Raw genomic sequence first — 25,502 nt, forward strand, 5'->3', positions numbered from 1 at the left:
TCGTTTTCAGACGGCCCTTGTGTTAAGCAGTAATGATGACAGGCTTGTCGGTGGACATGATGATGCCGCCGCCCAAGCACACATCGCCGTCGTACAGTACCGCAGATTGGCCTGGGGTTACTGCCCACTGCGGCTCGTCAAAAACAAGCTCAATGGTTTCATCATCCAAGTAACGCAACATACAAGGCGCGTCAGCCATACGGTAGCGCGTTTTGCAGGTATAGCGGCCTTCTTTCGGGCGTTCGGGCAATGTGAAACTCAAATCGTTCATAACCAGGCTTTGCGTATAAAGCAAAGGATGGTCATGGCCTTGTACGACAATCAGTTCGTTTTTGGTCAAATCCTTGGCCGCAACAAACCACGGCTCACCTGCGCCGCCGATGCCCAAGCCTTTACGTTGACCCAGCGTGTAAAACATCAAGCCGACGTGTTCGCCAACCACTTTGCCTTCAGGGGTCACCATTTTGCCATTATTGGTCGGCAGGTATTTTTGCAGAAATTCGCGGAACGGGCGTTCGCCGATAAAGCAGATGCCGGTACTGTCTTTTTTGGTTGCGGTCGGTAATTTGAATTCTTCGGCGAGACGGCGGACTTCAGGCTTCTCCAATTCGCCCAATGGGAAAATCGCGCGCTCGAGTTGGAAAGGCTTGAGACGGTATAGGAAATAGCTTTGGTCTTTATTTTGATCCAAGCCTTTGAGCAGGTAATGCACACCGTTGCGAACTTCTTTGCGGGCATAGTGTCCGGTGGCAATGGTATCGGCGCCCTGCTCTATGGCGTAGTCCAAAAAGCATTTGAATTTGATTTCGGCATTGCACAAGACATCCGGATTCGGCGTGCGGCCTGCGCTGTATTCTTTGAGGAAATAGGCAAATACGTTGTCTTTGTATTGTGCGGCGAAATTGACGATGTCGATGTCAATACCGATGATGTCGGCAACGGCAATGGCATCGAAGGAATCTTGTTTGATGCTGCAATATTCGTCGTTGTCGTCATCTTCCCAGTTCTGCATGAACACGCCGCTGATTTGATGGCCTTGCTGTTTGAGCAGGGCCGCGGTAACGGATGAATCGACGCCGCCGGAGAGGCCGACGATGATGTTTGCTGGTGTGTTGTGAGTATTCATGAGGGGAATGTGGGTTTCAAATACATTTTTTAAAGCGTGATTTTAGCACATTTTGATTTGACGACAGAAAAGGCCGTCTGCAAGCCCAATGACTTTCAGACGGCCTTTATATGCAAATTCAAGCAATTAGTGCTGATGTGCGCCACCGTGTGCGCCGTGGTCGTGCTGCATTTCGGTTTTAGGCGCGGTTTTCACTTCCAGCTCGACAGTTTGAGGTTTGGCGTTTTTGAATTTCAGGGTTACAGGCACTTTTTCGCCTTCTTTCAATTGTTGTTTCAGACCCATGAACATAACGTGGTAGCTGCCCGGTTTCAGCTCGGTTACGCCTTTTGCAGCCAAAGGCACGCCGCCTTTAACTTCGCGCATACGCATAACGCCGTTGTCGTTAATATGGGTATGTACTTCAACGCGTTCTGCAACAGGGCTGCTGCCGCCTACCAAGAAGTCTTGTTTGGCTTCATCGTTTTGGATTTTCATGAATGCGCCACCCATTTTCATACCTTCGACAGTGGCACGCGCCCAACCGTCTTCGATATGGATACCGGCTGCAGATACGGAAGTTGCCAAGCCTGCCAGAATCAGGGTTGCCATTAATTTTTTCATGTTTTGCTCCTTGTGTTTGCCAAATGGCTGGGATATACAGCCTTCATCTTACAACCAAAGGCCGTCTGAAAACTTTGATATAGATTAATTAATACTATCTAATCCTAACGAATTACCATATTACCACATTTTTAAGCAGTTAATGCAATAATCCAAACAATAAACAACATGAACAAAGCCATCAATTGCGCGGCCGAGCCGGCATCTTTGGCACGTTTGGCCAGCTCGTGTTTTTCAGTAGAAGTATGGTCAACGGCTGCTTCGACGGCGGTATTAAACAATTCGGTAATCAATGAAATAAACGATGCGGCAACAAGCACCATTTTGATGGCCGGTCCGAAATCAAGGAACAAAGCCAAGACAATTAAAATCAGGTTTAACCAAAAAACTTGGCGAAATGCGCTTTCATAACGGTACGCGGCAGCCAGTCCGTCTTTGGAATAACCAAACGCATTGATGATGCGTTTGATGCCGTTTTTACCTTTTTTTTCAGATGCGTAGGAAGATGGTTCCATCATATTCTCAACATAAAAAGGCCGTCTGAAAAGAAACGGTCGGGTCAATTTTCAGACGGCCTTAAGGTTTATTATTTTGCCCAAGATGCCACGGCATCTGCAAACATGGCGGCAACGTCGAAATCTTTTTGCTTCATGATTTCTTGGAAACCGGTCGGGCTGGTTACGTTGACTTCGGTCAGGTTGCTGCCGATGACATCCAAACCGGCAAGCAAAATACCGCGGCGCTTCAATTCAGGCGCAAGGGTTTCTGCAATTTCACGGTCGCGCTCGCTCAATTCCTGCGCCACGCCGCGACCGCCGGCAGCTAAGTTGCCGCGCGTTTCGCCGTTTTGCGGAATACGCGCCAAAGCATACGGAACAACTTCCCCGCCGATAATCAAAATGCGCTTGTCGCCATGTACGATTTCAGGAATATAGCGTTGCGCCATGATGGTGCGTGAATCAAGCTGCATCAGGGTTTCAAGGATACTGCCGATATTGGGGTCGGATTCGGTCAGGCGGAAAATGCCCATACCGCCCATACCGTCCAAAGGTTTGATGATGATGTCGCCGTGTTCTTTCAAAAAGGCACGGACATCGGCAGAACGTGTGGTTACCAAAGTGGGCGCGGTGAACTGGCTGAAGTTCAAAATAGCCAATTTCTCATTGAAATCGCGCATTGCTTGTCCGCTGTTAAATACTTTTGCGCCCTGCTGCTGTGCCAATGTCAAAAATTGGGTTGCGTACAAATATTGCATATCAAACGGCGGATCAGTGCGCATAATGACCGCATCAAAATCTTTTAAGGCCGTCTGAACTTTTGCCTCTGCTTTAAACCATTCGTGATCGTCATCGTTCTTCGCACCGACAAACTCAAATGCCGCTGCCTGAGCCACCACCCAGCCTTCACGGACGGATAATTCTCCGCTCAAGGTATGAAAAAGCTGCCAACCGCGCTTTGCCATTTCACGCATCATGGCGTAAGTAGTGTCTTTATAGGTTTTAAAACTTGCCATCGGATCGGCGATAAACAGGACTTTCATCAAAATTTCCTTGTAAACAGACGCTATAATCATACCTTGTATTCTGCTTGTCTGAAAGAGCGCAAAATACGGAAAAGGCCGTCTGAATTTCATTTTCAGACGGCCTTAAGGCTTTTAGGCGGCGGCCAGATGCAAGAGTTCGGCGGCATGGCTGCGTGTAGTGTCGGTAATGATTTCGCCGCCCAACATACGCGCGATTTCCTCAATGCGCTGATGATGATCCAATACGCTGATTTCGCTGACGGTTTGTTCGCCTTCGCTATGTTTGCGCACCTGCCAATGGTTTTCACCGCAAGAGGCGACTTGGGGAAGATGGGTTACCGCCAAGACTTGATGTTTTTTACCCAAGGCACGCAAAGCTTTACCGACCATTTCGGCGACGCCGCCACCGATACCGGTATCCACTTCGTCAAAAATCAATGTCGGTACTTGCGTGTATTGGCTGGCAACCACTTGCAAAGCCAAGCTGATACGCGCCAATTCGCCGCCGGAAGCCACTTTGTTCAAAGGACGGGACGGATTGCCTTTATTTGCCGCCACTTGGAATTGCACCTGCTCCAGACCATGCGCGGTCGGCGAAGACGGCAACAAGACGATGTCAAAACGTGCGCCCTTCATGGCCAAATGCTGCATATGCTCGGTGGTCTCTTCGCCCAAACGGCCGGCCGCCTGATGGCGCATGGCAGAGAGAACGTGAGCGGCTTCGTGGTATTCGGCAAGATTGCGCACAACCGTATTTTCCAAGGCTTCCAAATCGGCAGCCGCTTGCAGATTTTGCAGGCGCTTGTCAATTTCCGCCAACTTTTGCGGCAACTCTTCCGGCTCAATGCGGTATTTGCGCGCCATGCTCATCAATTCGCTCATACGGCTTTCTTGTACGGCCAATTCATTCGGATCGATATCGCTGCGACCGGCCACATCGCGCATATTGGCACTGATTTCCCCCAACTCGGCTTCAATGCTTGCCAACATATTCAGGCTTTCGGCAAAGCGCGGTTCAATGTTTTGCAGATTGCCCAGCAGTTTTTGGCATTGGTAGATTTGACGTTGGATGCCGTTGTCGCCGTCTATGCTTTCGCCCACCTGCTCGGCGGTTTGCAGCAACTCGGCCGAATGCGCCAGGCTGTCGTGGCTTTGGCTTAAGGTTTCCCATTCGTTGGGTTTGAGCTCCAATTGGTTTAATTCATTAAACTGCCATTCCAAACGCTCGCGCTCGATGGCCATGGTTTCTGCCTGCTCTTGTGCTTCTTGCAGGGCTTTTTTCGCATTGACCCAATTTTGATAAAGCTGCTTGACCGTTTCCGCCTGCTCTTTGCTGCCGGCAAATGCGTCCAACAACTCGCGTTGCGCAGACTCTTGATTCAACGAATGATGGGCGTTTTGGCCGTGAATATCGATTAACTGCTCGCCAATGGCCTTCAGTTGCGCCAGCGTTGCCGCTTGGTTATTGATATAACTGCGGCTTTTACCCTTGGCATCGATAATACGGCGGATGCTGAGCTCTTCCGCATCTTCTTCCAAAAGACCTTGCTCCTGCAGCTGCGCTTTCAATTCGGGCAAACTGCTGATGTCGAACAAAGCCGACAACTGCGCTTCTTTGGCGCCGCTGCGCACTTGACTGTAATCGGCTTTATCGCCCAACAACAGGCCAATCGCATCCAGAGTAATCGATTTGCCTGCACCGGTTTCGCCCGTTAAAACGGTAAAGCCGTTTTGAAAATCAAGATTCAGGTTTTCAACAATGACAAAATCACGCAAAGAAAGTGCCAACAGCATTGCAGTATTCCTTAGTAAATCACCCGCGCTTATGCGGAATAGCTTTAGATATGCTGATTATAACTAAGATTTTTTGTAGTTTGAATCAGATTTTTCTTATAATTTATCTAAGATATTTATTTTAAACAAATTATTTTTTAAGAAACTGCCCAATACACCACGCTATATTGTTACCCCGGCTGACGTATTCAATAATATAGAGCGTTCATTTAATGCCATAAAACGCTAGAATAACCAACACAAAGGCCGTCTGAAACACGATTGTTTCAGACGGCCTTTACATTTAAAAATCAATTAATCAGCCTGCTTTCAGGCTCTACTGATTCTTCAGCTTCCTCATCGCCTGTCGGCGGCGTTTCCATCAAATCGGGCAACACCAGCTCGCCCAATTCAGTCAGCGGCGGCAATTCTTCCAAACTTTCCAAACGCAAATCGCTTAAGAATGTTGCCGTGGTTGCCCACAATGCCGGACGGCCGACAGAATCACGGTGGCCGATGACTTCAATCCAGCCCCTATCCTGCAAGGTTTGCATGACATTTTGCGACACCGCCACGCCGCGTATGCCTTCGATATCGCCACGCGTTACCGGTTGTTGATAGGCAATAATCGCCAGCGTTTCCATCACGGCGCGGGAATAACGCGGCGCGCGCTGCTCTTGCAGGCTGCCCAGCCGTTCAAATGCGGCTTGGGCAATTTGAAAGCGCCAGCCCTCATGGGTATGCACCAGTTGTAAAGCCCTGCCCTGCCAGCGGGCCTTTAGTTGAGCCAACACGTCAATCAGCTTGTCTTGCGACAACGGCGGCACGCACAATTCGCGCATGGCTTTTTCATTTAAGGGTTCGACTTGCGTCAACAGCGCCGCTTCAATCAGCGCATCGGGAGAAAGTTTTTCAGTCATAATAAAATCAAGGTTCAGACGGCATAAACAGCCAAAGGCCGTCTGAAAGATAATATGGTCAATGGTTTGTTACGCGCTCAAATGCGCTTTCAGTTTTTCTTCGTCCAAAAACCAATGGCAGATTTCGGTATCGCCATCCAGCAAAACAGGCACCAGCTCATTGTACTTTTCTTCTAAAACCGGATCTTCATCAACATCGACAATATCCAGCTCAAATCCAAACTGCTCCTGATAAGGCTTTAATTGTTCGCGCATTTTGTGGCACAGGCTGCAATATTCCCGAAACATCAAGGTCAGTTTCATCGCGGTTACTCTCGGAGGGACAAAAGCGGCCATTGTATAGCAAAATGCCGCCAAACCATACAGGCATGACAAAGGCCGTCTGAGCAGGCGCGAGATAGCGCCTTCAGACGGCCTTTGTGTATATTCTGAAATTAAGACTGAACGTTAATACCGGCAGTCACGGTATTTTGAGCACTGCTTGCAGTCAAAAACGATGCGGCCAATTCGCCGCAGCAACCGCAACAAGTCGCCACGCCCAATTGAGCCTGCAAATCACTCATGGTGGTTGCACCGGCGGCGATGGTCTCTTTGATGTCGTGGTCAGTAATGGCATTGCAGATGCAGACAAACATGATGTGCTCCAATAATTTTGTTACCCTCTGTAATTGAGAGTAGGATTTATTCTTGAACGTAAATATAAATAAAAACGGTTTGCATTGCAATATTGGCACTGTCCTTTTGTTTTGAAATTTTTCTATGTAAATTTGCATTTTGATTGTTATTTTATAAATAGTAAACTTTATAACCGTTCAGACGGCCACGATAACAAAAGGCGGCATCTTCAAAATGCCGCCTTTATTTATGAACGGGAATGGTGTTCGTCAACCATGTTTTTCAAACGGATATTGGCCACATGGGTATAAATCTGCGTGGTATTGATGTCGGAATGTCCCAACATCATCTGGACCGAGCGCAAATCAACGCCGTGATTGACCAAATGCGTGGCAAAAGCATGGCGCAAACCGTGCGGACTGAGCGAAGCAATACCGGCCGCTTCGGCATATTCTTTGACTATCATCCATGCAAGCTGACGGCTGATGCCGCTGCGTTTCTGGCTGACAAACACTTCGTCGCAAATTTTATTTTTCAGCAACACCGGGCGCGATTCGTTGCAATAGCGTTCCACCCAATATACCGCTTCCTGCCCCAGCGGAACCAGACGCAATTTGTCGCCCTTGCCTATGGTGCGGATACTGCCGCGATGCAAATCGATATCGCTGAGCGTCAATTTGACGGCCTCGGTCACGCGCAAACCTGTTGCATACATAACTTCAAGCAAGGCCTTATCGCGCAGTCCGTGCGGCGTGTCCACATCCGGCGCAGCCAGCAGCGCGTCGATTTGGGCTTCGGTAATCAGCGTGGGCAATTTGCGTTCCGATTTCGGTGCTTTGAGAAAACGGGTGGGATTGTCTGCCCTTTGGCCCGTTTCTTCCAACCAGCCGTACATGCGCTTGCAAGCCGACAATGCCCGCGCTTGGGACGTGTTTTTTTCCCCCTCCGCATACACGGCATCAGACAGGGCAAACTCATCGGCACTCAACCAATCCTGTCCGCCCTCGGCCAAACGCGCAGCGATTTTGACCAAATCACGGCGGTAACTTTGCAGCGTATTGTGGCTGAGTCGGTCTTGCAGCCAAAGGGATTCAAGCAATTTGTCTATTAAATCGTCCATATTCATCAAACTGATTGAAAGGCCGTCTGAACGGCATGACTTTACATCCGTTCAGACGGCCTTAGGTTTTCAAAGCCCTATTAAGAGGCTTGAGAGATTGTATCTAAAACTTCCTGCGCGTGTCCGGCCACTTTGACTTTGCGCCACTCATGGGCGATTTCGCCGTTTTTGTCCAGTACAAACGTGCTGCGCTCAATACCGAGGGATTCTTTGCCGTAAAGTTTTTTCAGCTTGATCACATCAAACAGTTTGCAGACGGTTTCTTCTTTGTCGCTCAACAATTCAAACTGAAAGCCTTGTTTGGTGCAAAAATTTTGATGCGATTTCACGCCGTCGCGCGAAATGCCGACAACGGTATAGCCTAATGCTTTGAATTGTTCCAATCGGGTATTAAAATCCAAGCCTTCGGTGGTACAGCCGGGCGTGCTGTCTTTAGGATAAAAATAGACAACCAACGGCAAATGTTCGTCGGAGTTAAAATCGCTGCCGGAAGAAGATGGGAGTGTGAATTGATATTTTGACATATTATTCCTTTCAGACGGCCTAAACCTAGCCTGCGTTTATTTTTCGCTTAAATTCAAATAACTGCGCGTACCTTGAAAATCTTCCAATGCGCGCAACAAAAGCTGGAAGTGGTCGTCATTGCCGGCCAAATCCAACTCATCGGCATTGACGGTCAGCAAAGGCGCGCTTTGATACAAATGGAAGAAATGGCTGTATTCGTCATGCACCCGTCCCAAATAGCCTTCGGGAAACAAGCTGATGATGCCTTCGTGACGTTTTTGCAGGCGTTTGCGGTTGTTTTCGACAGCGGTTTGCAGATAAATCACCACATCGGGTTCCGCGTATTGCGGCAGAATGCGTTGCTTCATATCGGCAAAAAGCTGCTGCTCGTCATCATTCAAAACGATGGGCGTAAAAATGCGGTCTTTTTCCGGCAGAAAATCAGCCACAACCATTCCACCTTGCGCACAATGGTCTTCAATAATATTCACGCTTTCAGCGCGGCGCGTCAGGAAGAAAAGCTCGGCGGCCAGGCCATTATTGGAAACATTGCTGTAAAACTTCATGAGAAACGGATTGTGATCCGGATTCTCCGACAACAGCAACGCGCTGAAATGCTCTGCCAAGCGGCGGCTCAAAGCAGTCTTGCCGCTACCGATGGCGCCTTCGACAACAATATAACGAGGATTCATAGTAACTCTTTGTAATGTGTTTTCCAACAATATTTTATAGCAAAAAAGGCGTGTCCAACACGCCCTTTCTTGTTTCAGCCTGTTTTTCAGACGGCCCTTATTCTTTTAACAGGCGAATCCCCTGCCCGCCCAAAGTCTGAGCCAAATCAGCCGCACGGCCATGCTCGCCCAATTCAAAATCCGGAAGGATTTCTGCCAGCGGCAACATCACGAAACTGCGCTCATGCGCGCGCGGATGCGGCAAGGTCAGATGCGGGTCATCGCTGCGGATACCGTCAAAATCGATGATGTCCAAATCCAAAGTGCGCGGCGCATTACGGAAGCTACGCTCGCGCCCAAATTCCGCCTCGATGCGGTTTAACTCTGCCAACAGGGCCACGCCGTCCAATGAAGTTTTCACGGTACACACGGCGTTCACAAAATCGGGCTGATCGTCATAGCCGACCGGCGCAGTCAAATACAGGGAAGAAGCCTTTTCAAGCCGAATATGCGGATGTGCGTCCAATTCGGCCAAAGCGGCGCGAACCTGTTCGGCAGGATTGGCAAGATTGCTGCCCAAAGCGATAACGGCAAAATGCGGATACATTTCAGACGGCCTCTTTTAAAACGGCAGCGTTTTGGTTTTGGCAAGAAAAACAATCGTGGCAACACACGACATGGCCAAAATATAGACGATATAAAATTTCGGCGAACGCGGACGCGAACGCATCATAATCATGCCCAACACAATATAAACCAGCAACAGCAGGATTTTCATGCCGAGCCACGGTGCATTGAACGGCGAAAAATGGGTAATCTTCATCAGCCACAAGCCGGTAAACAGCAACATGGTGTCGTTCAAATGCGGCATGGCTTTCCAAATGCCTGCCAACGGTTTTTCAGGATGACGCCAAAGCATGAAAAAGCGGATGTTAAACAGCAAAATGGTAATGGTTACAAAAATCTGGTGGCTGTATTTGACGAACAGGTATTGCATAACAGTTTCTTGTCGGTAGAGGGAATGAAAGCGGCTATTTTACCGCAAACATCTATTTCTGACGCAACTTTTCAACCGCCAGCAAATAAGGCGGCGCATTGCGGCGGTTGACAAAGCCATAGCGCAACACGGCAAAGGCTTCCTGCGGCAAAGTTTCCGCCCATTGCACAATCGCCTCAGCCTCTATTCGGCCGGCTTCATGTCCCGGATACAATACCGCCACAGCAAGGCCGCCCTCTTTCAGCAAACCCAAAGTATCCGTCAGCGCACGGATACTGCTTGCCGCTTCAGTCGTACAACTTTTATCGCCACCCGGCAACCAACCGAAATTAAATACTGCGGCATCTAAAGGCTCGTCGATATAAGATAAAACGTTTTCATGGCCGTCATGTATCAGGGCTACCCGGCCATCTACGCCGTTTTCTTTCAGACGGCCTTGAGTCTGCGCCAGTGCTTTAGATTGCACATCAAAAGCCCACACCTTACCCGTTTCGCCAACCAATTGCGCCAACAGCAAAGTATCATGTCCGTTTCCGGCCGTCGCATCCAAAGCGCGGCCGCCTGCTTTTAAGGCTTTTCGTAACAGGGAGTGGGCAAAGGGAAGAATGTTTTCAAGCAGCATGATAAAGGTCGTCTGAAAATAAAAATACCCTACCGCAAAAGCGGTAAGGTATTGAAAAACAGGAATGCGTTACATCATTTATTCGGCAGGTTGTTGCACAGTCTCAACTTGAACCGGAGCAGCTGCGGCAGCGGCTTGAGGTTGTTTGTTTTCGTGTTGCAGGCTGACTGCGCGTGCAGGAACGATTGTTGAGATAGCGTGTTTGTAAACCATTTGAGTGACGGAAGTATTACGCAGCAGAACAACGTACTGGTCAAATGATTCCACTTGGCCTTGCAGCTTGATGCCGTTTACCAAGTAGATTGAAACCGGAACGTGCTCTTTACGCAACGCATTCAAAAAAGGATCTTGTAACATTTGTCCTTTAGCTGTCATATTCTTGAGCTCCATTATTATGATTGTAAAGACGCCAAAATCGGCGTTTGATGGGATTGTAGCCCCGAATAGAATAAATTACCAACTATTTTTTTCTATCACACCGTTTAGGAATCCAGCAATAAGGGAAATTCCCGATAAACCGACTGTTTCATTTTCATCTTCACGTCCCTTCCCAATCCCGATTTTATGTATTTTGATTCCAGCAAATCCAATAGATAAATATTATGAAAAATAAATAACTTACATTCCATCATAAAAGGCCGTCTGAAATCGTTCAGACGGCCTTTATGCTTATTTGCTGAATTGTTTTTTTACGCTGACTTTGGTTTTCTTCTTGAAGCGGTTTTTCTCTTCCTTGCGGCCTTCGCGCTTCTCGATACGGTTGCTCAGGCTGACACGGCGCAGCGGTTTTTTCTTCGGTTTGTCTTCCGCATTTTCATACGGGTTTTCCGAAACATTGTATTGAATTCTGAGCGGCGTACCTTGCAGATTGAAGGCTTTGCGGAACGTTTGGGTTAGATAGCGCGTGTAGCTGTCGGAAATGGCGTGCAGCGAATTACCGTGTACCACAATCACCGGCGGATTCATGCCGCCTTGGTGGGCATAGCGCATTTTCGGACGCACCAAACCTGCGCGCGGCGGCTGTTGACGTTCAATCGCGCTTTGCAGGACACGCGTGATTTTCGGCGTCGGCATCTTAATCATCGCCGCATTGTAGGCAGCCTGAATGCTTTCAAACAAACCGTCTATACCGCGCTCTTTTAGCGCGGAAATAAAGTGGAACTTAGCAAAATCAAGGAAATACAATTTACGGTTGATATCGCGTTTCACTTGCTCGCGACGCTCTTCGCTGATGCCGTCCCATTTATTGACCGCCACCACCAAGGCACGGCCTGCTTCCAAAGCGAAACCTGCAATCGTCGCATCTTGGTCGGCGATATCTTGTTGCGCATCCAACACCAAAACAGCAACGTTTGCCGCCTCAACTGCCTGCATGGCTTTGATAACGGAAAACTTTTCCACCGCTTCATCCACTTTGCCGCGACGGCGTACACCTGCGGTATCGATGATGGTAAACGGTTTACCGTCGCGTTCAAAATCGATATGGATACTGTCGCGCGTCGTGCCTGCCATATCGAAGGCAATCACGCGTTCTTCACCGAGGATGGCGTTTACCAAGGTTGATTTACCGACATTTGGACGGCCGATTACAGCAAAAACAGGATGTTTCGCTTCTTCCTCTTCCTTTTCAGGCTCAGGGAAGGTTTCCAAAATATCTTCAATTAGATAATACACACCATCGCCGTGCGCACCTGAAATAACATAAGGGTCGCCCAGGGCAAGTTCGTAGAACTCGGCAGCAAGCACGGCCCTATTGCCGCCCTCGCCCTTATTCACGGCCAAATAAACAGGACGTGGGCTTTGGCGCAAACGGTCGGCAATAATTTTGTCTTGCGGCGTCAAACCGGTGCGGCCGTCTACCAAAAACACAACCGCATCGGCTTCATCGACAGCCTGCAAGGTCTGTTTCGCCATTTCGTGCAAAATGCCGCTGTCCACAACCGGCTCAAAACCGCCGGTATCGATGACCAAATAAGGTTTGCTGCCGACTTTGCCATGACCGTAATGTCGGTCACGCGTCAGGCCGGGCAAGTCATGCACAAGCGCGTCTTTGGTGCGCGTCAAACGGTTGAATAAGGTAGATTTGCCGACATTGGGGCGGCCGACAAGCGCGATGGTTGGTTTCATGATGGAGTCTTTCTGTGTCAAGTGCCGCCTAAAAACGGGAGCGGAACACAAGCAGGTGTTTTAAAAACACGGTTGATAAGGATAAGTGTAGGCCGTCTGAAAAGTCATGGCAACTTCAGACGGCCTTGATTTCAAACAAACTTATTTCAAGCTGTCGATTTTCATTTGCAGCAATTCGCGGCCCACGGCGGTTTGCGGCAATTTGCTCAAAGCAGCTTCGTAACTTTGTACGGCTTCTTTGGTTTTATTTTGGGCAACGTAAACATCGCCTTTGGTTTCCAGCATCAAAGGCTCGAAATCAGCCTCAACCTGAGTATTCAGGGCATTGATGGCGGCATCGTATTTTTTCTGCTGCAACAGGACAACGCCCAAACGCTGCGCCGCCAAAGCTTGAACCAGTGGTGCATTTTGGTTTTTCAGCACCCAATTCAAATGACCTTCCGCCACATCATAACGGCCGGCATCAAACTCGGTTGCTGCTACCATCAAAGTAGCTTGGGCTGTCGAAATAGAATCAGGATAGTTTTTTTGCAATTCGGCCAAATCGGCATTGATGGCTTTGGGGTCGGTTTTTTGCTGCGCCTTTTCCACCATTTGCGCCAATACGGCGGCGGCTTCCTGGTCTTTCGAGGCTTTTTGGCCTTGGTAAATGGTGTAACCCAAATACCCCAAAGCCGCCACAATCAGCAAGGCAAAGATCCAACGGCCGGTGCGTTTCCAAAAATATTTAAAGTTGTCTAACTCTTGTTGTTCTTCCAAATGGGCTGCCATTTATGCGTTCTTCCATTGTTGTAAAGTGTCTGTCAAATCAGCGGCGGCAACGGTTTGTTGTTCGTGTTTGCCCTGCATATCTTTCAGAGTAACCGTACCGTTTGCCAGCTCATCCTGAGCCACAATCAGGGCAAAGCGTGCGCCACTGTTGTCTGCTTTTTTCATTTGCGCTTTCAGGCTCTGATAGCCGGAATGCTGCATCACATTGAAACCTTGTGTGCGTAAGGCTTGCGCGTATTTCATCACCTGCAAGTCCGCACCTTCGCCTTGGTGCATTGCATAGACATCAGGCGCAGCGTTCACTTCCAACGAGCCGTATTCGCTCACCAAAAGCAGCAGGCGCTCAATACCCATCGCAAAGCCGATAGACGGCGCAGGCTTGCCGCCAAGCTCTTCAATCAAACCGTCGTAACGGCCGCCACCGCACACAGTCGCCTGCGCACCGAGTTTGTCGGTCGTCCACTCAAAAACCGTCTGATTGTAGTAATCCAAACCGCGGACCAAGCGCGGATTTTCAACATATTGGATACCCAAACCGTCCAACATCGCCTTGAAGCGTGCATAGTGGTTTTGCGAAGCCTCGCCCAAGTAATCTACCAGACGCGGCGCCGCATTGCAGATTTCCTGCAAATCAGGGTTTTTCGTATCCAAAACGCGCAAAGGATTGGTTTTCAGACGGCGTTTGCTGTCTTCATCCAGTTGTGCTTCATAGCGGGTCAAATATTCAACCAATGCCGCACGGTGTGCCGCACGTTCCTCACGGTTGCCCAAGCTGTTGATTTCCAAAGTCAGGTATTCGCGAATGCCCAATTTTTCCCACAAGTCGGCAGACATCGCGATGATTTCCGCATCAATATCCGGCCCTTCAAAACCCAAAGCCTCGATACCGACCTGATGAAACTGACGATAACGGCCTTTTTGCGGACGCTCGCGGCGGAACATCGGCCCCATATACCACAGCTTTTGCGGGCTGTTGTACAGAAGGTTGTGTTCGACCACCGCACGCAGACAAGAAGCCGTACCTTCAGGACGCAGGCTCAAACTCAAAGAATCGTTTGAATCAGAGAAGGTGTACATTTCCTTGCCGACCACATCAGTTTCCTCGCCGATGGAGCGGACAAACAAACCGGTTTGCTCGACAATCGGCGTACGGATTTGCTGATAGCCGTAAGCGCGTGTCCAACGACTAACCGTATCTTCAAACGCCTGCCAAAACGCAGCCGTCAGTTTGAAATCTTTTTGCTCGACAGGTAAAAGGTCGTTCATGCCTTTTACAGATTGAATTTTTTGTGCCATTTCAATATGGGATAAGCGAAAATCAAATAGTTGGGCATTATAGCTGATTTTTAAGGGTTTGTGAGTTTGGGAACAAATCAAAAGGCCGTCTGAAAATCGGTTTTCGCATTCAGACGGCCTGTAAAGCAGATTGCAGAATCATATTCAATGATTCCCATCCTTCCCCTGCCTTTCAACTTTAATTTCTTAAAAATATATTCAATATAGATTCAATGTCGTTATACTTGGATTCTTTTCATCTCATCCCTATGCACATCATGAAAACACTACGCTCTCTTTTTGTTATCGGCTTGTTAACCACCAGCTTATCCTACCAAGCGATGGCTGCAAATAATGCCACAAATAATCAAGCCAAAATAGATTTAGTCAAAAAGGTTTATCTGACCAAAGTGGATTTAGGCTCTGAACACAATCGTATTACCACGCCTGAACTACAAAAAATCATCCGACAATTCAATAAATTCGACACAAATATCCGTAAGCAACCCGATATGGAGATGGGATGTGACATGCCGATACATTACTACTTGGGCTTTGGTCAGGATCATCCTGACAACTTCCATAAAACCTTGCAAGTCAAGGTCACTTCTCCCCATACCGTCCGGGCGACATTTAAACAATTTGACGGCCATAAAGTCGGTGCAGATTTCACGTTGAAATGTACAGAAAACCGTTGTTTGATAGATGATTTTAAGATAATTGGCGATCAAACCAGCATCAAAACTGATTACAAACTTGTTTTGCGCAAACAAAAATGTGAGTGAGCCGACAAAACAAAAGGGCTGTCCAAACAAATGGAGCAGCCCTTTGATTTTGCAATCAAGGTCGTGAAGGATGCGGATTTAAGCGAACAGGCGGTAAATTAGGTTTTCCGTATTGGGAAACAGCTTGTCTGCCTGAAGCAGCTTTCCCTGACTGCATGACACCGCTATCGTTGCGTATTGGATGTGCGGCATACTCGTCTTGATTTAATTGTGAAACTTCTTCATTTACTTCATGCTCTACCACAAGTTCATACTCATTATCGTATGCATTATTCTTACCAAGCAGAACTTCCCCTCCCACCATAGCGGACACGGAAAATACGGATAACATGATGATTATGCCGATTTTTCTCTGCATAATATTCTCCTTTTCTCAGATATTGCTTCTTTATCATTTCTTCAATTCATGCCATAAAAGCAAGCTCAAACAAAACCAGTTTCTCTGCTCGTTTGAAGAATCTATTTAAACACAAAACCTGCATCAATACATATCTATTATTAGGAACTTATTTTCCATAAAAACAAGGCCGTCTGAAAAAATCCTAAAAACCGAGTACAATCCGCCGCATGAAAAAACGTACCAATCCCCTCCCCCTTTTAGACGGTGTCAAACCCAGCTACTTGGTTTTGCCACATGAAAAACAGTTTTATGGCTTGCCGTTGCTGCATTTTCTATGCGCTCATTTTACCTTTGTCGGCGAAGAAAACTGGCGGCGGCGGCTGAACAGCGGTTTTGTGGTGGGTGCAGATGGCGTGCCGTTTGATGAGAATACTTTGTTCGAACCCGGCAAGACGATGTTTTATTACCGTGAAACCAGCCGTGAGAGCGAGCCGCGTATTCCATTTGATGAAAAGATTTTGCATATTGACGAGCATTTGCTTGTGGTGGACAAACCGCATTTTCTGCCTGTCATCCCCAGCGGCAGATTTTTGCGGGAAACCCTGCTCACGCGCCTGCGTTTGCGGCCGGAATTGCAGCATTTGAATGTTGAAGACATTACGCCGATTCATCGTTTGGACAAAGATACGGCAGGCGTTATGCTGCTTTCGCTCAACCCTGCCACGCGTCGCGATTATCAGACCATGTTCCAAGAAAAAACTGTGCAAAAAACTTATGAAGCGGTGGCGCCGACGCGGACGGATTTGGACTATCCGCTGCATATTTTATCCCGAATGGAACGCGGCGAAAAATTCTTCCTCACGCGTGAAACAGAAGGCGAACCCAACGCCCACACGACCATCGAGCTTATCGAAAACCGCGGCGCATTCAGCCTCTACCGCCTCACGCCGCATACCGGGAAGAAACACCAGCTGCGCGTGCATATGATGAGTTTGAACATGCCGCTGATGAACGATGCGCTTTACCCTACCCCCTTGGCGGCCGGTGATGAAGACTACGACAAACCTTTAAAACTTTTGGCCAAAAGAATTGAGTTTACCGATCCTGTCAGCGGAGAAATACGCGTATTTGAAAGCGGTTTTGCACTTTAAGTTATCCAATCCAATAAAAAAGGCCGTCTGAAAAGTTTCAGACGGCCTTTTTGTCACAAAATCATTTGATTAGTGATGAATGCAACTGCACTCTTTATTCATATCAATTACCATACGGCCGGTAATTTTACCTTCGCGCATTTCTTGGAAGATGGCAGGCGCTTCATCCAAAGCACGCAATTCGACTTTAGGCACAACCAAACCTTCTGCGCCGAATTGGAATGCTTCTTCCAAATCTTTGCGGGTACCGACCAGAGAGCCGACCACTTCGATACCGTCCAATACCAAACGTGGGATAGACAAATCCATAGACTCAGGTGGCAAGCCAACCGCAACGACACGACCGCCTGCGCGGACGCAGTTAACGCCTGAATTGAAGGCAGCAGCGGATACGGCTGTCACAACGGCTGCGTGTGCGCCGCCGGTTTTCTCTTGGATGACTTGAGCCGCATCTTCCTTGGCGGCATTGATTACCAAATCTGCACCGGTTTCTTTGGCAAAAGCCAGTTTTTCATCGTTGACGTCAACGGCAACAACGTGTGCGCCAAATACTTTTTTCGCGTATTGAACTGCCAAGTTACCCAAACCGCCTGCGCCATAAATCGCAATCCATTGGCCCGGACGGACGCCGGAAACTTTAATGGCTTTATAAGTGGTTACACCGGCACAAGTAATGCTGGAAGCTTGCGCAGGATCCAAACCTTCAGGAACTTTGACCGCGTAATCGGCACTCACGATACAGTGGGTCGCCATGCCGCCGTCGGCAGTATAGCCTGCGTTCAATACAGAGCGGCACAAGGTTTCGCGGCCGGTATTGCAGTATTCGCACGAACCGCAGCTTTGGAACAGCCATGCGATACTGACACGGTCGCCGACTTTCAGATTTTTCACACCGTCGGCAACTTCTTTAACCAAACCGATGCCTTCGTGTCCCAACACGCGACCCGGTTTATCGCCGTAATCGCCTGCCGCAACGTGCAAGTCGGTGTGGCACACGCCGCAATACTCGACTTCCACCAACGCCTCGCCGTATTCCAGCGGACGCAGTTCGCGTTCAACAACTTCTACATCACCTGCTACATCTTTGTTTACTACCACAGCATGCATTTTCATGGAGCGTCTCCTAGAGTGTCGAAAAAACTGTTTAGCTATAAATGAGAATACTCCCCATGTCCGAAACCGTCAACCCATAATCTTTTTCAAAACAATAAGTTATGATGTTATACCATAACAAATCCTATTCAAGCCGTCTGAATCTTTAAATATATTAACAAATATACTTTCATTTCAATCAAATCCTTTATTTTTCAGACGGCCTGCTACATGAAACAACATTGCAAACGTAAATTTTGAGAATATTCTCATTTTTAGTACTTGAACCTAAAAAGAAAAAAGCATAAGCTGTTTTTATGGCGCAGAAACACGCCTTCCCATTCATTAAGGAGACAGCATTATGGCAAAAGATTTAAATGTGTTTGATAAAGAATACGGCCTTTTAATCAACGGCGAATGGACAAAAGGTAGCGAAGGCAAACTTTTATCCTCTTACAACCCTGCCAATGGCGATGAATTGGCCAAGTTCACAGACGCAACCGACGCCGATGTCGATGCTGCCGTGGCCGCTGCGCAAGAAGCATTTAAAACATGGCGTAAAACCACGACTTCCGAACGCGCGGCCATTTTGAACAAAATCGCCGATGTAATTGACGAAAACGCCGAATTGTTCGCCCTGCAAGAAACCTTGGACAACGGCAAACCCATCCGCGAAACCCGCGCCGCCGACGTACCTTTGGCTTCCGACCATTTCCGCTATTTCGCCAGCGTCATCCGCGGCGAAGAAGGCACGGCAACCCAGCTTGATGCCGAAGACCTGTCCATCGTTTTACGCGAACCGATCGGTGTTGTCGGCCAAATCATTCCTTGGAACTTCCCATTCTTGATGGCCGCATGGAAAATCGCTCCGGCATTGGCCGCAGGTTGTACCATCGTCATCCACCCTTCTTCCAGCACTTCATTGAGCCTGTTGTCCTTCGCTCAAAAAATCAACCACTTGCTGCCTAAAGGCGTGTTGAACGTGATTACTGGCCGCGGTTCCAAATCCGGCGAATACATGCTCCACCACAAAGGCTTCAACAAACTGGCCTTTACCGGCTCAACCGAAGTCGGCCGTCGCGTCGGCATCGCCGCCGCCGAATTGCTGATTCCGTCTACTTTGGAATTGGGCGGCAAATCCGCCAACATCTTCTTCGACGATATGCCTTTCGACAAAGCCCTCGAAGGCGCGCAAAAAGGTATTTTGTTCAACCAAGGCCAAGTGTGCTGCGCCGGTTCGCGCATTTTTGTACAAGAAGGCATTTACGACAAATTCGTCAATGCTTTGGCTGAAGAATTCAAAAAAATTAAAGTCGGCCTGCCTTGGGAAGACGACACCCAAATGGGTTCGCAAGTCAATGCCGGTCAACTCGAGACCATTTTGAAATACGTCAAAATCGGCGAACAAGAAGGCTGTCGCATCATTACCGGCGGTAAAAAAATCGAAGGCAAATTGGGCAAAGGCGAATTTGTCGAGCCTACTTTGATTGAGGCCAGCAGCAACGAAGCCCGCGTTGCCCAAGAAGAAATCTTCGGCCCGGTTGCCACCGTGATTAAATTCAAAACCGAAGAAGAAGTCATCAAAATGGCCAACGACAGCGAATACGGCTTGGGCGGCGCGGTGTGGAGTACCGACATCAACCGCTGCCTGCGCGTTTCCAACGCATTGGAAACCGGCCGCGTTTGGGTAAACTGCTACAACCGCCTGCCTGCCGGCGCACCGTTTGGCGGCTACAAAACTTCAGGTATCGGCCGCGAAACCCACAAAATGATGCTCGCCGCCTACACCCAAGTGAAAAATATCTACATCAGCACCCGTGAAGAACGCGAAGGCTTCTATTGATTCGGCGTTTCACAGTAATCTGATTTAGAACATAAAAGGCCGTCTGAAACCTGTTTCAGACGGCCTTGTTTATTCTGTTTCGCAATAAATGCTTTATATCTTTCTCAAAAAAAGCCCCATCACTTTCTCTCCGGCCACAGCCAGCAAGGCTCCTGCCACAACCACCATGGCACCCACATAGCTGACGATATTCATATCCGAAGCGGCAAAATAATCAGGGGCGAGATAATGGCCGATGGTGGAAAATATCATGGTAAATACGGGTATCAGCGTGGTAACAATACTGACTTTTGAAGCGTCCCAATGGTTGAGCGCTTCGCCGAATGAACCGTAGCCGATCAGCGTGTTTAAGCAGCAATAAATAAAGCAGCCCCATAAAAACGGATTGCCGATATGGGCGATTTGCGACGGTTCGGCAAACGGCAGGAAAACAAAGCTGCTGCAAAAATAAATCATGAGCAGGATTTGTTGCGAATTGAAATGTTTGGACAGAAGTTTTTGCGCCACGCCGTAGCACACCCAAATCATGCTGCCCGAAGCCGCCATGATTACGCCGACCGCGTAGCTGCCCAAGCTGAAAAGTTCGCCGAATTTGTCGTTGAAAAACATGACCAAACCCGTCAGCAAAAGCATCAAACCGATTTTTTGCCAGCGCGTAAAGGCTTCTTTAAACACGCCTACGCCGACCAAAATCATGGTAAAGGGCGAGAGTTGCCACAACACCTGCGTGGTTGTCGGCGAAATATAGTGCAAACCCATGGCAACGAGCACGAAGTTGGCGGAAATACCGACAATGCCCAGCACCAATAAAAATAAGGTTTGCTTGGAAAATTCAGACGGCCGCGGCAGCTTGCCGGTCAGCCCCAACAACACAAACAACACCAGCGAAGCCACTAAAAAGCGTATCCACACCAGCGTGGGCGCATCGACGGCTTTTAAGGCCTGTTGCGCCGCTACCGGCAGCGAGCCCCAAGTCATGGTGGCAAGCAGCGCCAAAGAAAAGCCAAGCCAAGTTTTTTGTTTCTTCATCTTCAGACGGCCTTTATTTACGCGGCTTCCCAGTAGTCGATATAAAGCTGCAATTCGAGATTATTCCGCCATTCATTGGCAACGGGGCGGTACACCGTGCGGATGTATTCGGGAATGTCTTCGCTGCAACGCCAGAACATGGCTTCAAATTCGTAGCCGTCTTTTTGCAGCCAGACTTTTTTGTGTTTGCCCTCCGCGCCCAAAGGCTGCTGGCGGACAACGTGAAATTCGTCGGTAAAACTCGGCGGCGCGAAGCCCTGCCCCCAAACGTGTCGGGCAAGGTTCTGCGCCTGTTCCAGCGTAATATCGTGGGCAGGCAGGCTGCCGTCGGTGATGAAGGTTTGCGACAAATCGTCTTCGCACACCATCTCGCGCACGGCTTCTTCAAAGGCCGTCTGAAACGCGGGAATATTGTGTTCAAGTATGCTTAAACCCGCCGCCATTGCGTGTCCGCCGAATTTCAAAATCAAATCGGGATGGCGTTTGGACACCAAATCCAAGGCATCGCGCAGGTGCAAATTGGGAATGGAACGCCCCGAACCGCGCACTTCGCCGTTGTCGGCAGGCGCAAACACGATGGTTGGACGATAAAAACGGTCTTTGAGACGGCTGGCAACAATGCCGACCACGCCTTGATGGAAGTCGTCGCGATACGCCACCAAAGTCGTCTGCCCTGGAGGCAAGGTTTCAGGAAAATCATTCAGCGCGTCTTGCAGCATAGACTGCTCGATTTCGCGGCGTTCGATATTGAGGTTGTTTAACTGGGCCGCCAGTTCCTGCGCTTCGGCATCATCTCGCGCCAACAGACAGGCAATGCCGACCGACATATCGTCCAGCCGTCCGGCCGCATTGATGCGCGGTCCCAACGCAAAGCCCATATCGAAAGGCTGAGCCTTGCGCCAATCCCGTCGCGCCACTTCAAACAAGGCGCGGATACCGGGGCGCATCTTGCCCGAACGCATCCGTTTCAAACCTTGCGATACGAGGATACGGTTGTTGTGGTCGAGAGGGACGACGTCGGCGACGGTACCGAGTGCGACTAAATCCAAGAGGTCGCCCAGATTCGGTTCTTTCAGGCCGTCTGAAAAATAATTGCGGCGGCGCAGTTCGGCACGCAAAGCCATTAATACATAAAAAATCACGCCCACGCCCGCCAGACTTTTGCTGGGAAAGCCGCAGCCTTTTTGGTTCGGATTGACGATGATGCAGTCGGGTACGGTCTCGGCAGGCAGATGGTGGTCGGTCACAATCACATCCAAACCCAATTCCTGCGCCCGCGCCACGCCTGCAATGCTGGCGATACCGTTATCCACCGTCACCAATAAATCCACGCCTTGTTCTGCCGCGATTTCAGCCAGCTCGGGCGTTAAGCCGTAGCCGTGTTCAAAGCGGTTGGGCACAAGAAAATCCACTTTCGCCCCCATCGCCGCCAAACCGCTCATGCCGACAGCACACGCCGTTGCACCGTCGGCATCGTAGTCGGCGACAATCAGGATTTTTTCCTGACGCTCGACCGCATCTGCCAAACGGCCGGCGGCGGCTTCGCAGTTTGTCAGCGTTTGATACGGCAAAAGCGCAGCAAGCTTGTCGTCCAACTCGGCCGGACTTTGCACATCACGTGCAGCACACAGCCGCGCAATCAAAGGATCGGTACCGGCAGTAAGCAAGTTGTTAAAAACAGTCGGATTAATGGAACGTGTTTGGATTTTGACGGACATGGTGTGTGGGTTTAAAGAGAAAAAATTAATATTTTTAAGCGTTTATTTTAAGGGCCAGGCCGTCTGAAACCTGCAATCCGTTTTCAGACGGCCTTGGATATTATTTGCGTGAAGCATCGATAATTTCACTGACTACGACATAGGGGACTGCTATCACTGCGCCGACTGCGTCCAAAGCCAATGTGAATGGTGTTTGCAGGATATTCTCCGTCAACTTCTGAACGTCGGTGCTTTTTTTGGTTTCCGTATAATAAATTCTGACCGGGACGGCAGTATCAAAACGGCGGTCTTCGGCAACATTTTTCGGCGTTGCGTAATAATGACCTTCGGTAGAAATACACCGTGTGTAGACAGTTTCGTCATCGAGTTCGACCGGCTTGAACGCCAGCTGTTTCAACTTGGCAATCTCGGCGGCTTTTTGAGTATCGTAACGCAGGCAGAATTTTGAACGGAAAGTTTGCGCTTCAGGGGATTTCAATTCGACCGGCAAAGCCTCATACGCATATCTTGGGTTTTGCTGAACCATTTGAAACTGTTTGTCCAATTTAACATCCAAGACCGCCTTCAACTTGGCCGAATCTTTAGGATTAACGACAAACCAATATTTTTTGCCCATCATGACCAAGCTGCCTGTTTCCAATTGCGTATTGTCTTTGGCAACCACGCCAAATGCGTGAATCTTGTCTTTGGCAACGGTTTTTTCGGTTGTGGTTTTATGGAACGGGTTGTTCCCTCCCCAAAGAAAGGCAGTACAACCATTCAGGATTAGTGCACTGATTAACAAAGCGGGTACAAAGCGGCGAAATTTCATGGTCATCCTCCTTCGGTATTACGATATAGGCCGTCTGAAAACCGCAATCCGTTTTCAGACGGCCTTAAGGTTTATTCCTCCCAATCCTGCCCTTCTTCTGAAGCATCGGATTGACCGGCCTCCATCACTGCTTTAATTTCTTGGAACAGCGCGCGGAAGTTTTTCGGCGGTTTGTTTTGTTCCTGCTCTTTTTTGGTGTTGCGGATTAAAGTGCGCAATTTACCGGCGTCGGCTTGCGGAAAATCGGCCATAAATTGGGTAATCGCGCCATCGTCTGCCAACAGTCGGGTACGCGCCTGCTCGACACGTTGCAAAAAGGCATTGTGTGCCGCATTGTCGCCGCGCAGTTTGGCCAAATAGGCTTCGATGGGCGCGGGGTCGGTATCGCGCATCAGGCGGCCGATAAATTGGGCTTGGCGTTTGAGCGCGCTGTTGGACGTGATTTTTTTATAGGTGGCGATGGCTTCAAACAAATCTTCGTCCAAGCCGATTTTTTTCAGCGTATCGCTGGAGAGCTTGGTCAATTCCATACCCAAAGCCTGCAAATCGTTCATTTGCTTTTTCATTTGGGTTTTGCTGACCCATTCGTCTTCTTGTTCAAACATTGTGTTTCCCTGATTTTCTGAATCTGCCTATTTTATCAGTTTTCAGACGGCCTTTCCGTGCGATTTTTGCAGTGGCCGTCTGAAACGGTTAAAATGCCGCAAAACCCTGTCAGGAAACCTTTTTATGCTGTTTAACCACACACCGGACGAGCTGTTGCGCTTGTGCGGACACACGCTGGATTTGGCCAAACAATCCGGCGCCACCTCGGCCGAAGCCGATTTCAGCGAGTCGCTCGGCCAAAGCGTCAGCGTGCGCTTGGGCGAAATCGAACAAATCGAGTTCCAACAAGACAAATCTTTAGACATTACGGTCTATGTCGGCCAACGCAAAGGCCGCGCCAGCACTGCCGACTTCTCCGAACGCGCCCTGCAAGATACGGTCAAAGCCGCCATCGATATTGCGCGCTATACCGCCGAAGACGATTGCGCCGGTCTTGCCGACGCTGCCTTGATGGCAACCCATATCGGCAACCTCGACCGCTACCACGAATGGGATTTGAGTACCGAATCCGCCATTGATTTGGCCAAGCAATGCGAACAGGCCGCGCTGTCAACGGACAAACGCATTGAAAACTCCGAAGGCGCATCGGTTCATACCGGCCATTACCAATACGTTTACGGCAACACCCACGGCTTTGCCGCACACCAGCAAAGCACGCACCACAGCATTTCTTGCAGCGTTGTCGCCAGCGACGAACACGGCATGCAGCGCGACTATTGGTACGATTCTTCCTGCCGTCACGAAGACATGGATGCGCCTGAACTCATCGGCCAAACCGCAGCCGAACGGACTTTACGCCGTCTGAACAGCCGCAGCGTTCCGACTGGCAGCTATCCCGTACTGTTTGACACCACTGTCGCCGTCGGCTTAATCGGCCACCTTATCGGCGCACTCAGCGGCGGCGCGCTCTACCGCCAAAGCAGCTTCCTGATTGACAGTATCGGCAAACAGGTGCTGCCCGAGTTTCTCAGCCTGCGCGAAGAACCGCATATCCTGCGCTCGTTCCGCAGCACTTATTTCGATGCCGAAGGCGTGGCCACGCAGCCGCGTTTTGTGGTGAAAGACGGCGTCGTCGAGGGCTATTTCCTCAGCAGTTACAGCGCGAAAAAACTCGGCATGCAGACAACGGGCAACGCCGGCGGCGCACACAATCTGTATCTGAACCACACCCACGCCACGCAGGCCGACCTATTGAAAGAAATGGGGACAGGTTTGCTGGTTACCGAATTGATGGGGCAAGGCGTCAACGGCATTACCGGAGACTACTCGCGCGGCGCGGCCGGTTTTTGGGTGGAAAACGGCGTCATTGCCTATCCGGTTCAGGAAATCACCATTGCCGGACGTTTGCAGGATATGTACCGTGACATCATCGGCGTGGCAGACGACGCATTACGCCGTTCGTCCAACCAAATCGGCTCCATCTTGGTTTCTAAAATGACGGTTGCCGGCAACTGATTGAACTAAATATACAAAAGGCCGTC

Annotated in this window: 28 protein-coding genes; 4 read left to right on the forward strand and 24 right to left on the reverse strand. The window is 49.3% G+C overall.

Going from position 1 to position 25,502, the window contains the following annotated elements; translation table 11 throughout:
- Positions 1-22 precede the first annotated feature (22 nt).
- From mnmA to hisS, 18 genes are all read right to left on the reverse strand, one after another.
- A complete protein-coding gene (mnmA, locus tag RRV97_RS05625) occupies positions 23-1,126 on the reverse strand; it encodes a tRNA 2-thiouridine(34) synthase MnmA (RefSeq protein WP_315612216.1) in 1,104 nt (367 codons plus the stop codon).
- Positions 1,127-1,252: 126 nt separating this feature from the next.
- On the reverse strand, positions 1,253-1,729 hold the full coding sequence (locus RRV97_RS05630) for a copper chaperone PCu(A)C (protein ID WP_315612217.1): 477 nt from the start codon (positions 1,727-1,729) through the stop codon (positions 1,253-1,255).
- 131 nt (positions 1,730-1,860) lie between these two features.
- Positions 1,861-2,244, reverse strand: coding sequence for a diacylglycerol kinase (locus RRV97_RS05635; protein ID WP_049322731.1), 384 nt, complete (start codon positions 2,242-2,244; stop codon positions 1,861-1,863).
- A gap of 71 nt (positions 2,245-2,315) precedes the next feature.
- Entirely contained in the window at positions 2,316-3,269 is a 954-nt protein-coding gene (gene gshB / locus RRV97_RS05640; RefSeq protein ID WP_315610965.1) for a glutathione synthase, read from the reverse strand.
- A gap of 114 nt (positions 3,270-3,383) precedes the next feature.
- The gene (gene recN / locus RRV97_RS05645) at positions 3,384-5,045 is read right to left on the reverse strand and encodes a DNA repair protein RecN (protein WP_315610966.1); all 1,662 of its coding nucleotides are present in this window, start codon (positions 5,043-5,045) and stop codon (positions 3,384-3,386) included.
- Positions 5,046-5,335: 290 nt separating this feature from the next.
- Complete coding sequence (gene scpB, locus RRV97_RS05650) at positions 5,336-5,944, reverse strand: SMC-Scp complex subunit ScpB (protein ID WP_036491824.1); 609 nt, start codon at positions 5,942-5,944, stop codon at positions 5,336-5,338.
- 69 nt (positions 5,945-6,013) lie between these two features.
- Positions 6,014-6,247, reverse strand: a complete 234-nt coding sequence (locus RRV97_RS05655; RefSeq protein WP_036472354.1) for a glutaredoxin family protein — start codon at positions 6,245-6,247, stop codon at positions 6,014-6,016.
- A gap of 131 nt (positions 6,248-6,378) precedes the next feature.
- Complete coding sequence (locus RRV97_RS05660; protein WP_003681978.1) at positions 6,379-6,579, reverse strand: (2Fe-2S)-binding protein; 201 nt, start codon at positions 6,577-6,579, stop codon at positions 6,379-6,381.
- 227 nt (positions 6,580-6,806) lie between these two features.
- On the reverse strand, positions 6,807-7,685 hold the full coding sequence (gene xerD / locus RRV97_RS05665; RefSeq protein ID WP_410505870.1) for a site-specific tyrosine recombinase XerD: 879 nt from the start codon (positions 7,683-7,685) through the stop codon (positions 6,807-6,809).
- Between the two features lie 74 nt (positions 7,686-7,759).
- Positions 7,760-8,203, reverse strand: coding sequence for a peroxiredoxin (locus tag RRV97_RS05670; protein WP_315610968.1), 444 nt, complete (start codon positions 8,201-8,203; stop codon positions 7,760-7,762).
- 36 nt (positions 8,204-8,239) lie between these two features.
- Positions 8,240-8,875, reverse strand: a complete 636-nt coding sequence (locus RRV97_RS05675; protein WP_250600014.1) for a deoxynucleoside kinase — start codon at positions 8,873-8,875, stop codon at positions 8,240-8,242.
- A 97-nt stretch (positions 8,876-8,972) separates the two neighbouring features.
- Positions 8,973-9,461: a 2-amino-4-hydroxy-6-hydroxymethyldihydropteridine diphosphokinase gene (gene folK, locus RRV97_RS05680; protein WP_315610969.1), complete on the reverse strand. Its 489-nt coding sequence runs from the start codon at positions 9,459-9,461 to the stop codon at positions 8,973-8,975.
- A gap of 15 nt (positions 9,462-9,476) precedes the next feature.
- Positions 9,477-9,851, reverse strand: a complete 375-nt coding sequence (locus RRV97_RS05685; RefSeq protein WP_036491806.1) for a SirB2 family protein — start codon at positions 9,849-9,851, stop codon at positions 9,477-9,479.
- 52 nt (positions 9,852-9,903) lie between these two features.
- Positions 9,904-10,473 carry a class I SAM-dependent methyltransferase gene (locus RRV97_RS05690; RefSeq protein ID WP_315610970.1) on the reverse strand — a complete coding sequence of 190 codons (570 nt, stop codon included), beginning with the start codon at positions 10,471-10,473 and terminating at the stop codon, positions 9,904-9,906.
- 78 nt (positions 10,474-10,551) lie between these two features.
- Positions 10,552-10,848 carry an RNA chaperone Hfq gene (gene hfq, locus RRV97_RS05695; protein ID WP_036493792.1) on the reverse strand — a complete coding sequence of 99 codons (297 nt, stop codon included), beginning with the start codon at positions 10,846-10,848 and terminating at the stop codon, positions 10,552-10,554.
- 294 nt (positions 10,849-11,142) lie between these two features.
- The gene (gene der, locus RRV97_RS05700; RefSeq protein ID WP_036491802.1) at positions 11,143-12,600 is read right to left on the reverse strand and encodes a ribosome biogenesis GTPase Der; all 1,458 of its coding nucleotides are present in this window, start codon (positions 12,598-12,600) and stop codon (positions 11,143-11,145) included.
- Positions 12,601-12,741: 141 nt separating this feature from the next.
- Positions 12,742-13,371, reverse strand: coding sequence for a YfgM family protein (locus tag RRV97_RS05705; protein WP_049322720.1), 630 nt, complete (start codon positions 13,369-13,371; stop codon positions 12,742-12,744).
- Positions 13,372-14,667 carry a histidine--tRNA ligase gene (gene hisS / locus RRV97_RS05710; protein ID WP_315610971.1) on the reverse strand — a complete coding sequence of 432 codons (1,296 nt, stop codon included), beginning with the start codon at positions 14,665-14,667 and terminating at the stop codon, positions 13,372-13,374. It lies immediately after the preceding gene.
- Positions 14,668-14,924: 257 nt separating this feature from the next.
- On the opposite strand from hisS, the gene RRV97_RS05715 reads away from it, so the two are divergent.
- Positions 14,925-15,431, forward strand: coding sequence for a hypothetical protein (locus RRV97_RS05715; protein ID WP_315610972.1), 507 nt, complete (start codon positions 14,925-14,927; stop codon positions 15,429-15,431).
- A 55-nt stretch (positions 15,432-15,486) separates the two neighbouring features.
- Here RRV97_RS05715 and RRV97_RS05720 read toward each other — a convergent pair whose 3' ends face one another.
- Positions 15,487-15,789: a hypothetical protein gene (locus RRV97_RS05720; protein WP_315610973.1), complete on the reverse strand. Its 303-nt coding sequence runs from the start codon at positions 15,787-15,789 to the stop codon at positions 15,487-15,489.
- Positions 15,790-15,998: 209 nt separating this feature from the next.
- On the opposite strand from RRV97_RS05720, the gene RRV97_RS05725 reads away from it, so the two are divergent.
- Positions 15,999-16,922: an RluA family pseudouridine synthase gene (locus tag RRV97_RS05725; protein ID WP_315610974.1), complete on the forward strand. Its 924-nt coding sequence runs from the start codon at positions 15,999-16,001 to the stop codon at positions 16,920-16,922.
- Between the two features lie 69 nt (positions 16,923-16,991).
- On the opposite strand, the gene adhP is transcribed toward RRV97_RS05725, so the two are convergent.
- Positions 16,992-18,035 carry an alcohol dehydrogenase AdhP gene (gene adhP, locus RRV97_RS05730; RefSeq protein ID WP_079453675.1) on the reverse strand — a complete coding sequence of 348 codons (1,044 nt, stop codon included), beginning with the start codon at positions 18,033-18,035 and terminating at the stop codon, positions 16,992-16,994.
- Between the two features lie 340 nt (positions 18,036-18,375).
- On the opposite strand from adhP, the gene RRV97_RS05735 reads away from it, so the two are divergent.
- Positions 18,376-19,857 carry an aldehyde dehydrogenase family protein gene (locus tag RRV97_RS05735; protein ID WP_315610975.1) on the forward strand — a complete coding sequence of 494 codons (1,482 nt, stop codon included), beginning with the start codon at positions 18,376-18,378 and terminating at the stop codon, positions 19,855-19,857.
- Between the two features lie 93 nt (positions 19,858-19,950).
- Here the strand turns inward: RRV97_RS05735 and RRV97_RS05740 are convergent, their stop codons facing one another.
- From RRV97_RS05740 to yjgA, 4 genes are all read right to left on the reverse strand, one after another.
- Positions 19,951-20,886 carry a DMT family transporter gene (locus RRV97_RS05740; protein WP_315610976.1) on the reverse strand — a complete coding sequence of 312 codons (936 nt, stop codon included), beginning with the start codon at positions 20,884-20,886 and terminating at the stop codon, positions 19,951-19,953.
- Between the two features lie 17 nt (positions 20,887-20,903).
- Positions 20,904-22,604 carry a single-stranded-DNA-specific exonuclease RecJ gene (recJ, locus tag RRV97_RS05745; protein ID WP_315610977.1) on the reverse strand — a complete coding sequence of 567 codons (1,701 nt, stop codon included), beginning with the start codon at positions 22,602-22,604 and terminating at the stop codon, positions 20,904-20,906.
- Positions 22,605-22,704: 100 nt separating this feature from the next.
- Positions 22,705-23,415 carry a hypothetical protein gene (locus tag RRV97_RS05750; RefSeq protein WP_315610978.1) on the reverse strand — a complete coding sequence of 237 codons (711 nt, stop codon included), beginning with the start codon at positions 23,413-23,415 and terminating at the stop codon, positions 22,705-22,707.
- 71 nt (positions 23,416-23,486) lie between these two features.
- A complete protein-coding gene (gene yjgA / locus RRV97_RS05755) occupies positions 23,487-24,020 on the reverse strand; it encodes a ribosome biogenesis factor YjgA (RefSeq protein WP_003745867.1) in 534 nt (177 codons plus the stop codon).
- A gap of 124 nt (positions 24,021-24,144) precedes the next feature.
- Between yjgA and pmbA the strand changes: the two genes are divergently transcribed.
- The gene (pmbA, locus tag RRV97_RS05760; protein WP_315610979.1) at positions 24,145-25,476 is read left to right on the forward strand and encodes a metalloprotease PmbA; all 1,332 of its coding nucleotides are present in this window, start codon (positions 24,145-24,147) and stop codon (positions 25,474-25,476) included.
- The last annotated feature ends 26 nt before the right edge of the window (positions 25,477-25,502 follow it).

Origin of the sequence: Neisseria sp. DTU_2021_1001991_1_SI_NGA_ILE_055 (genome assembly GCF_032342915.1) — a bacterium.
GTDB lineage: Bacteria > Pseudomonadota > Gammaproteobacteria > Burkholderiales > Neisseriaceae > Neisseria.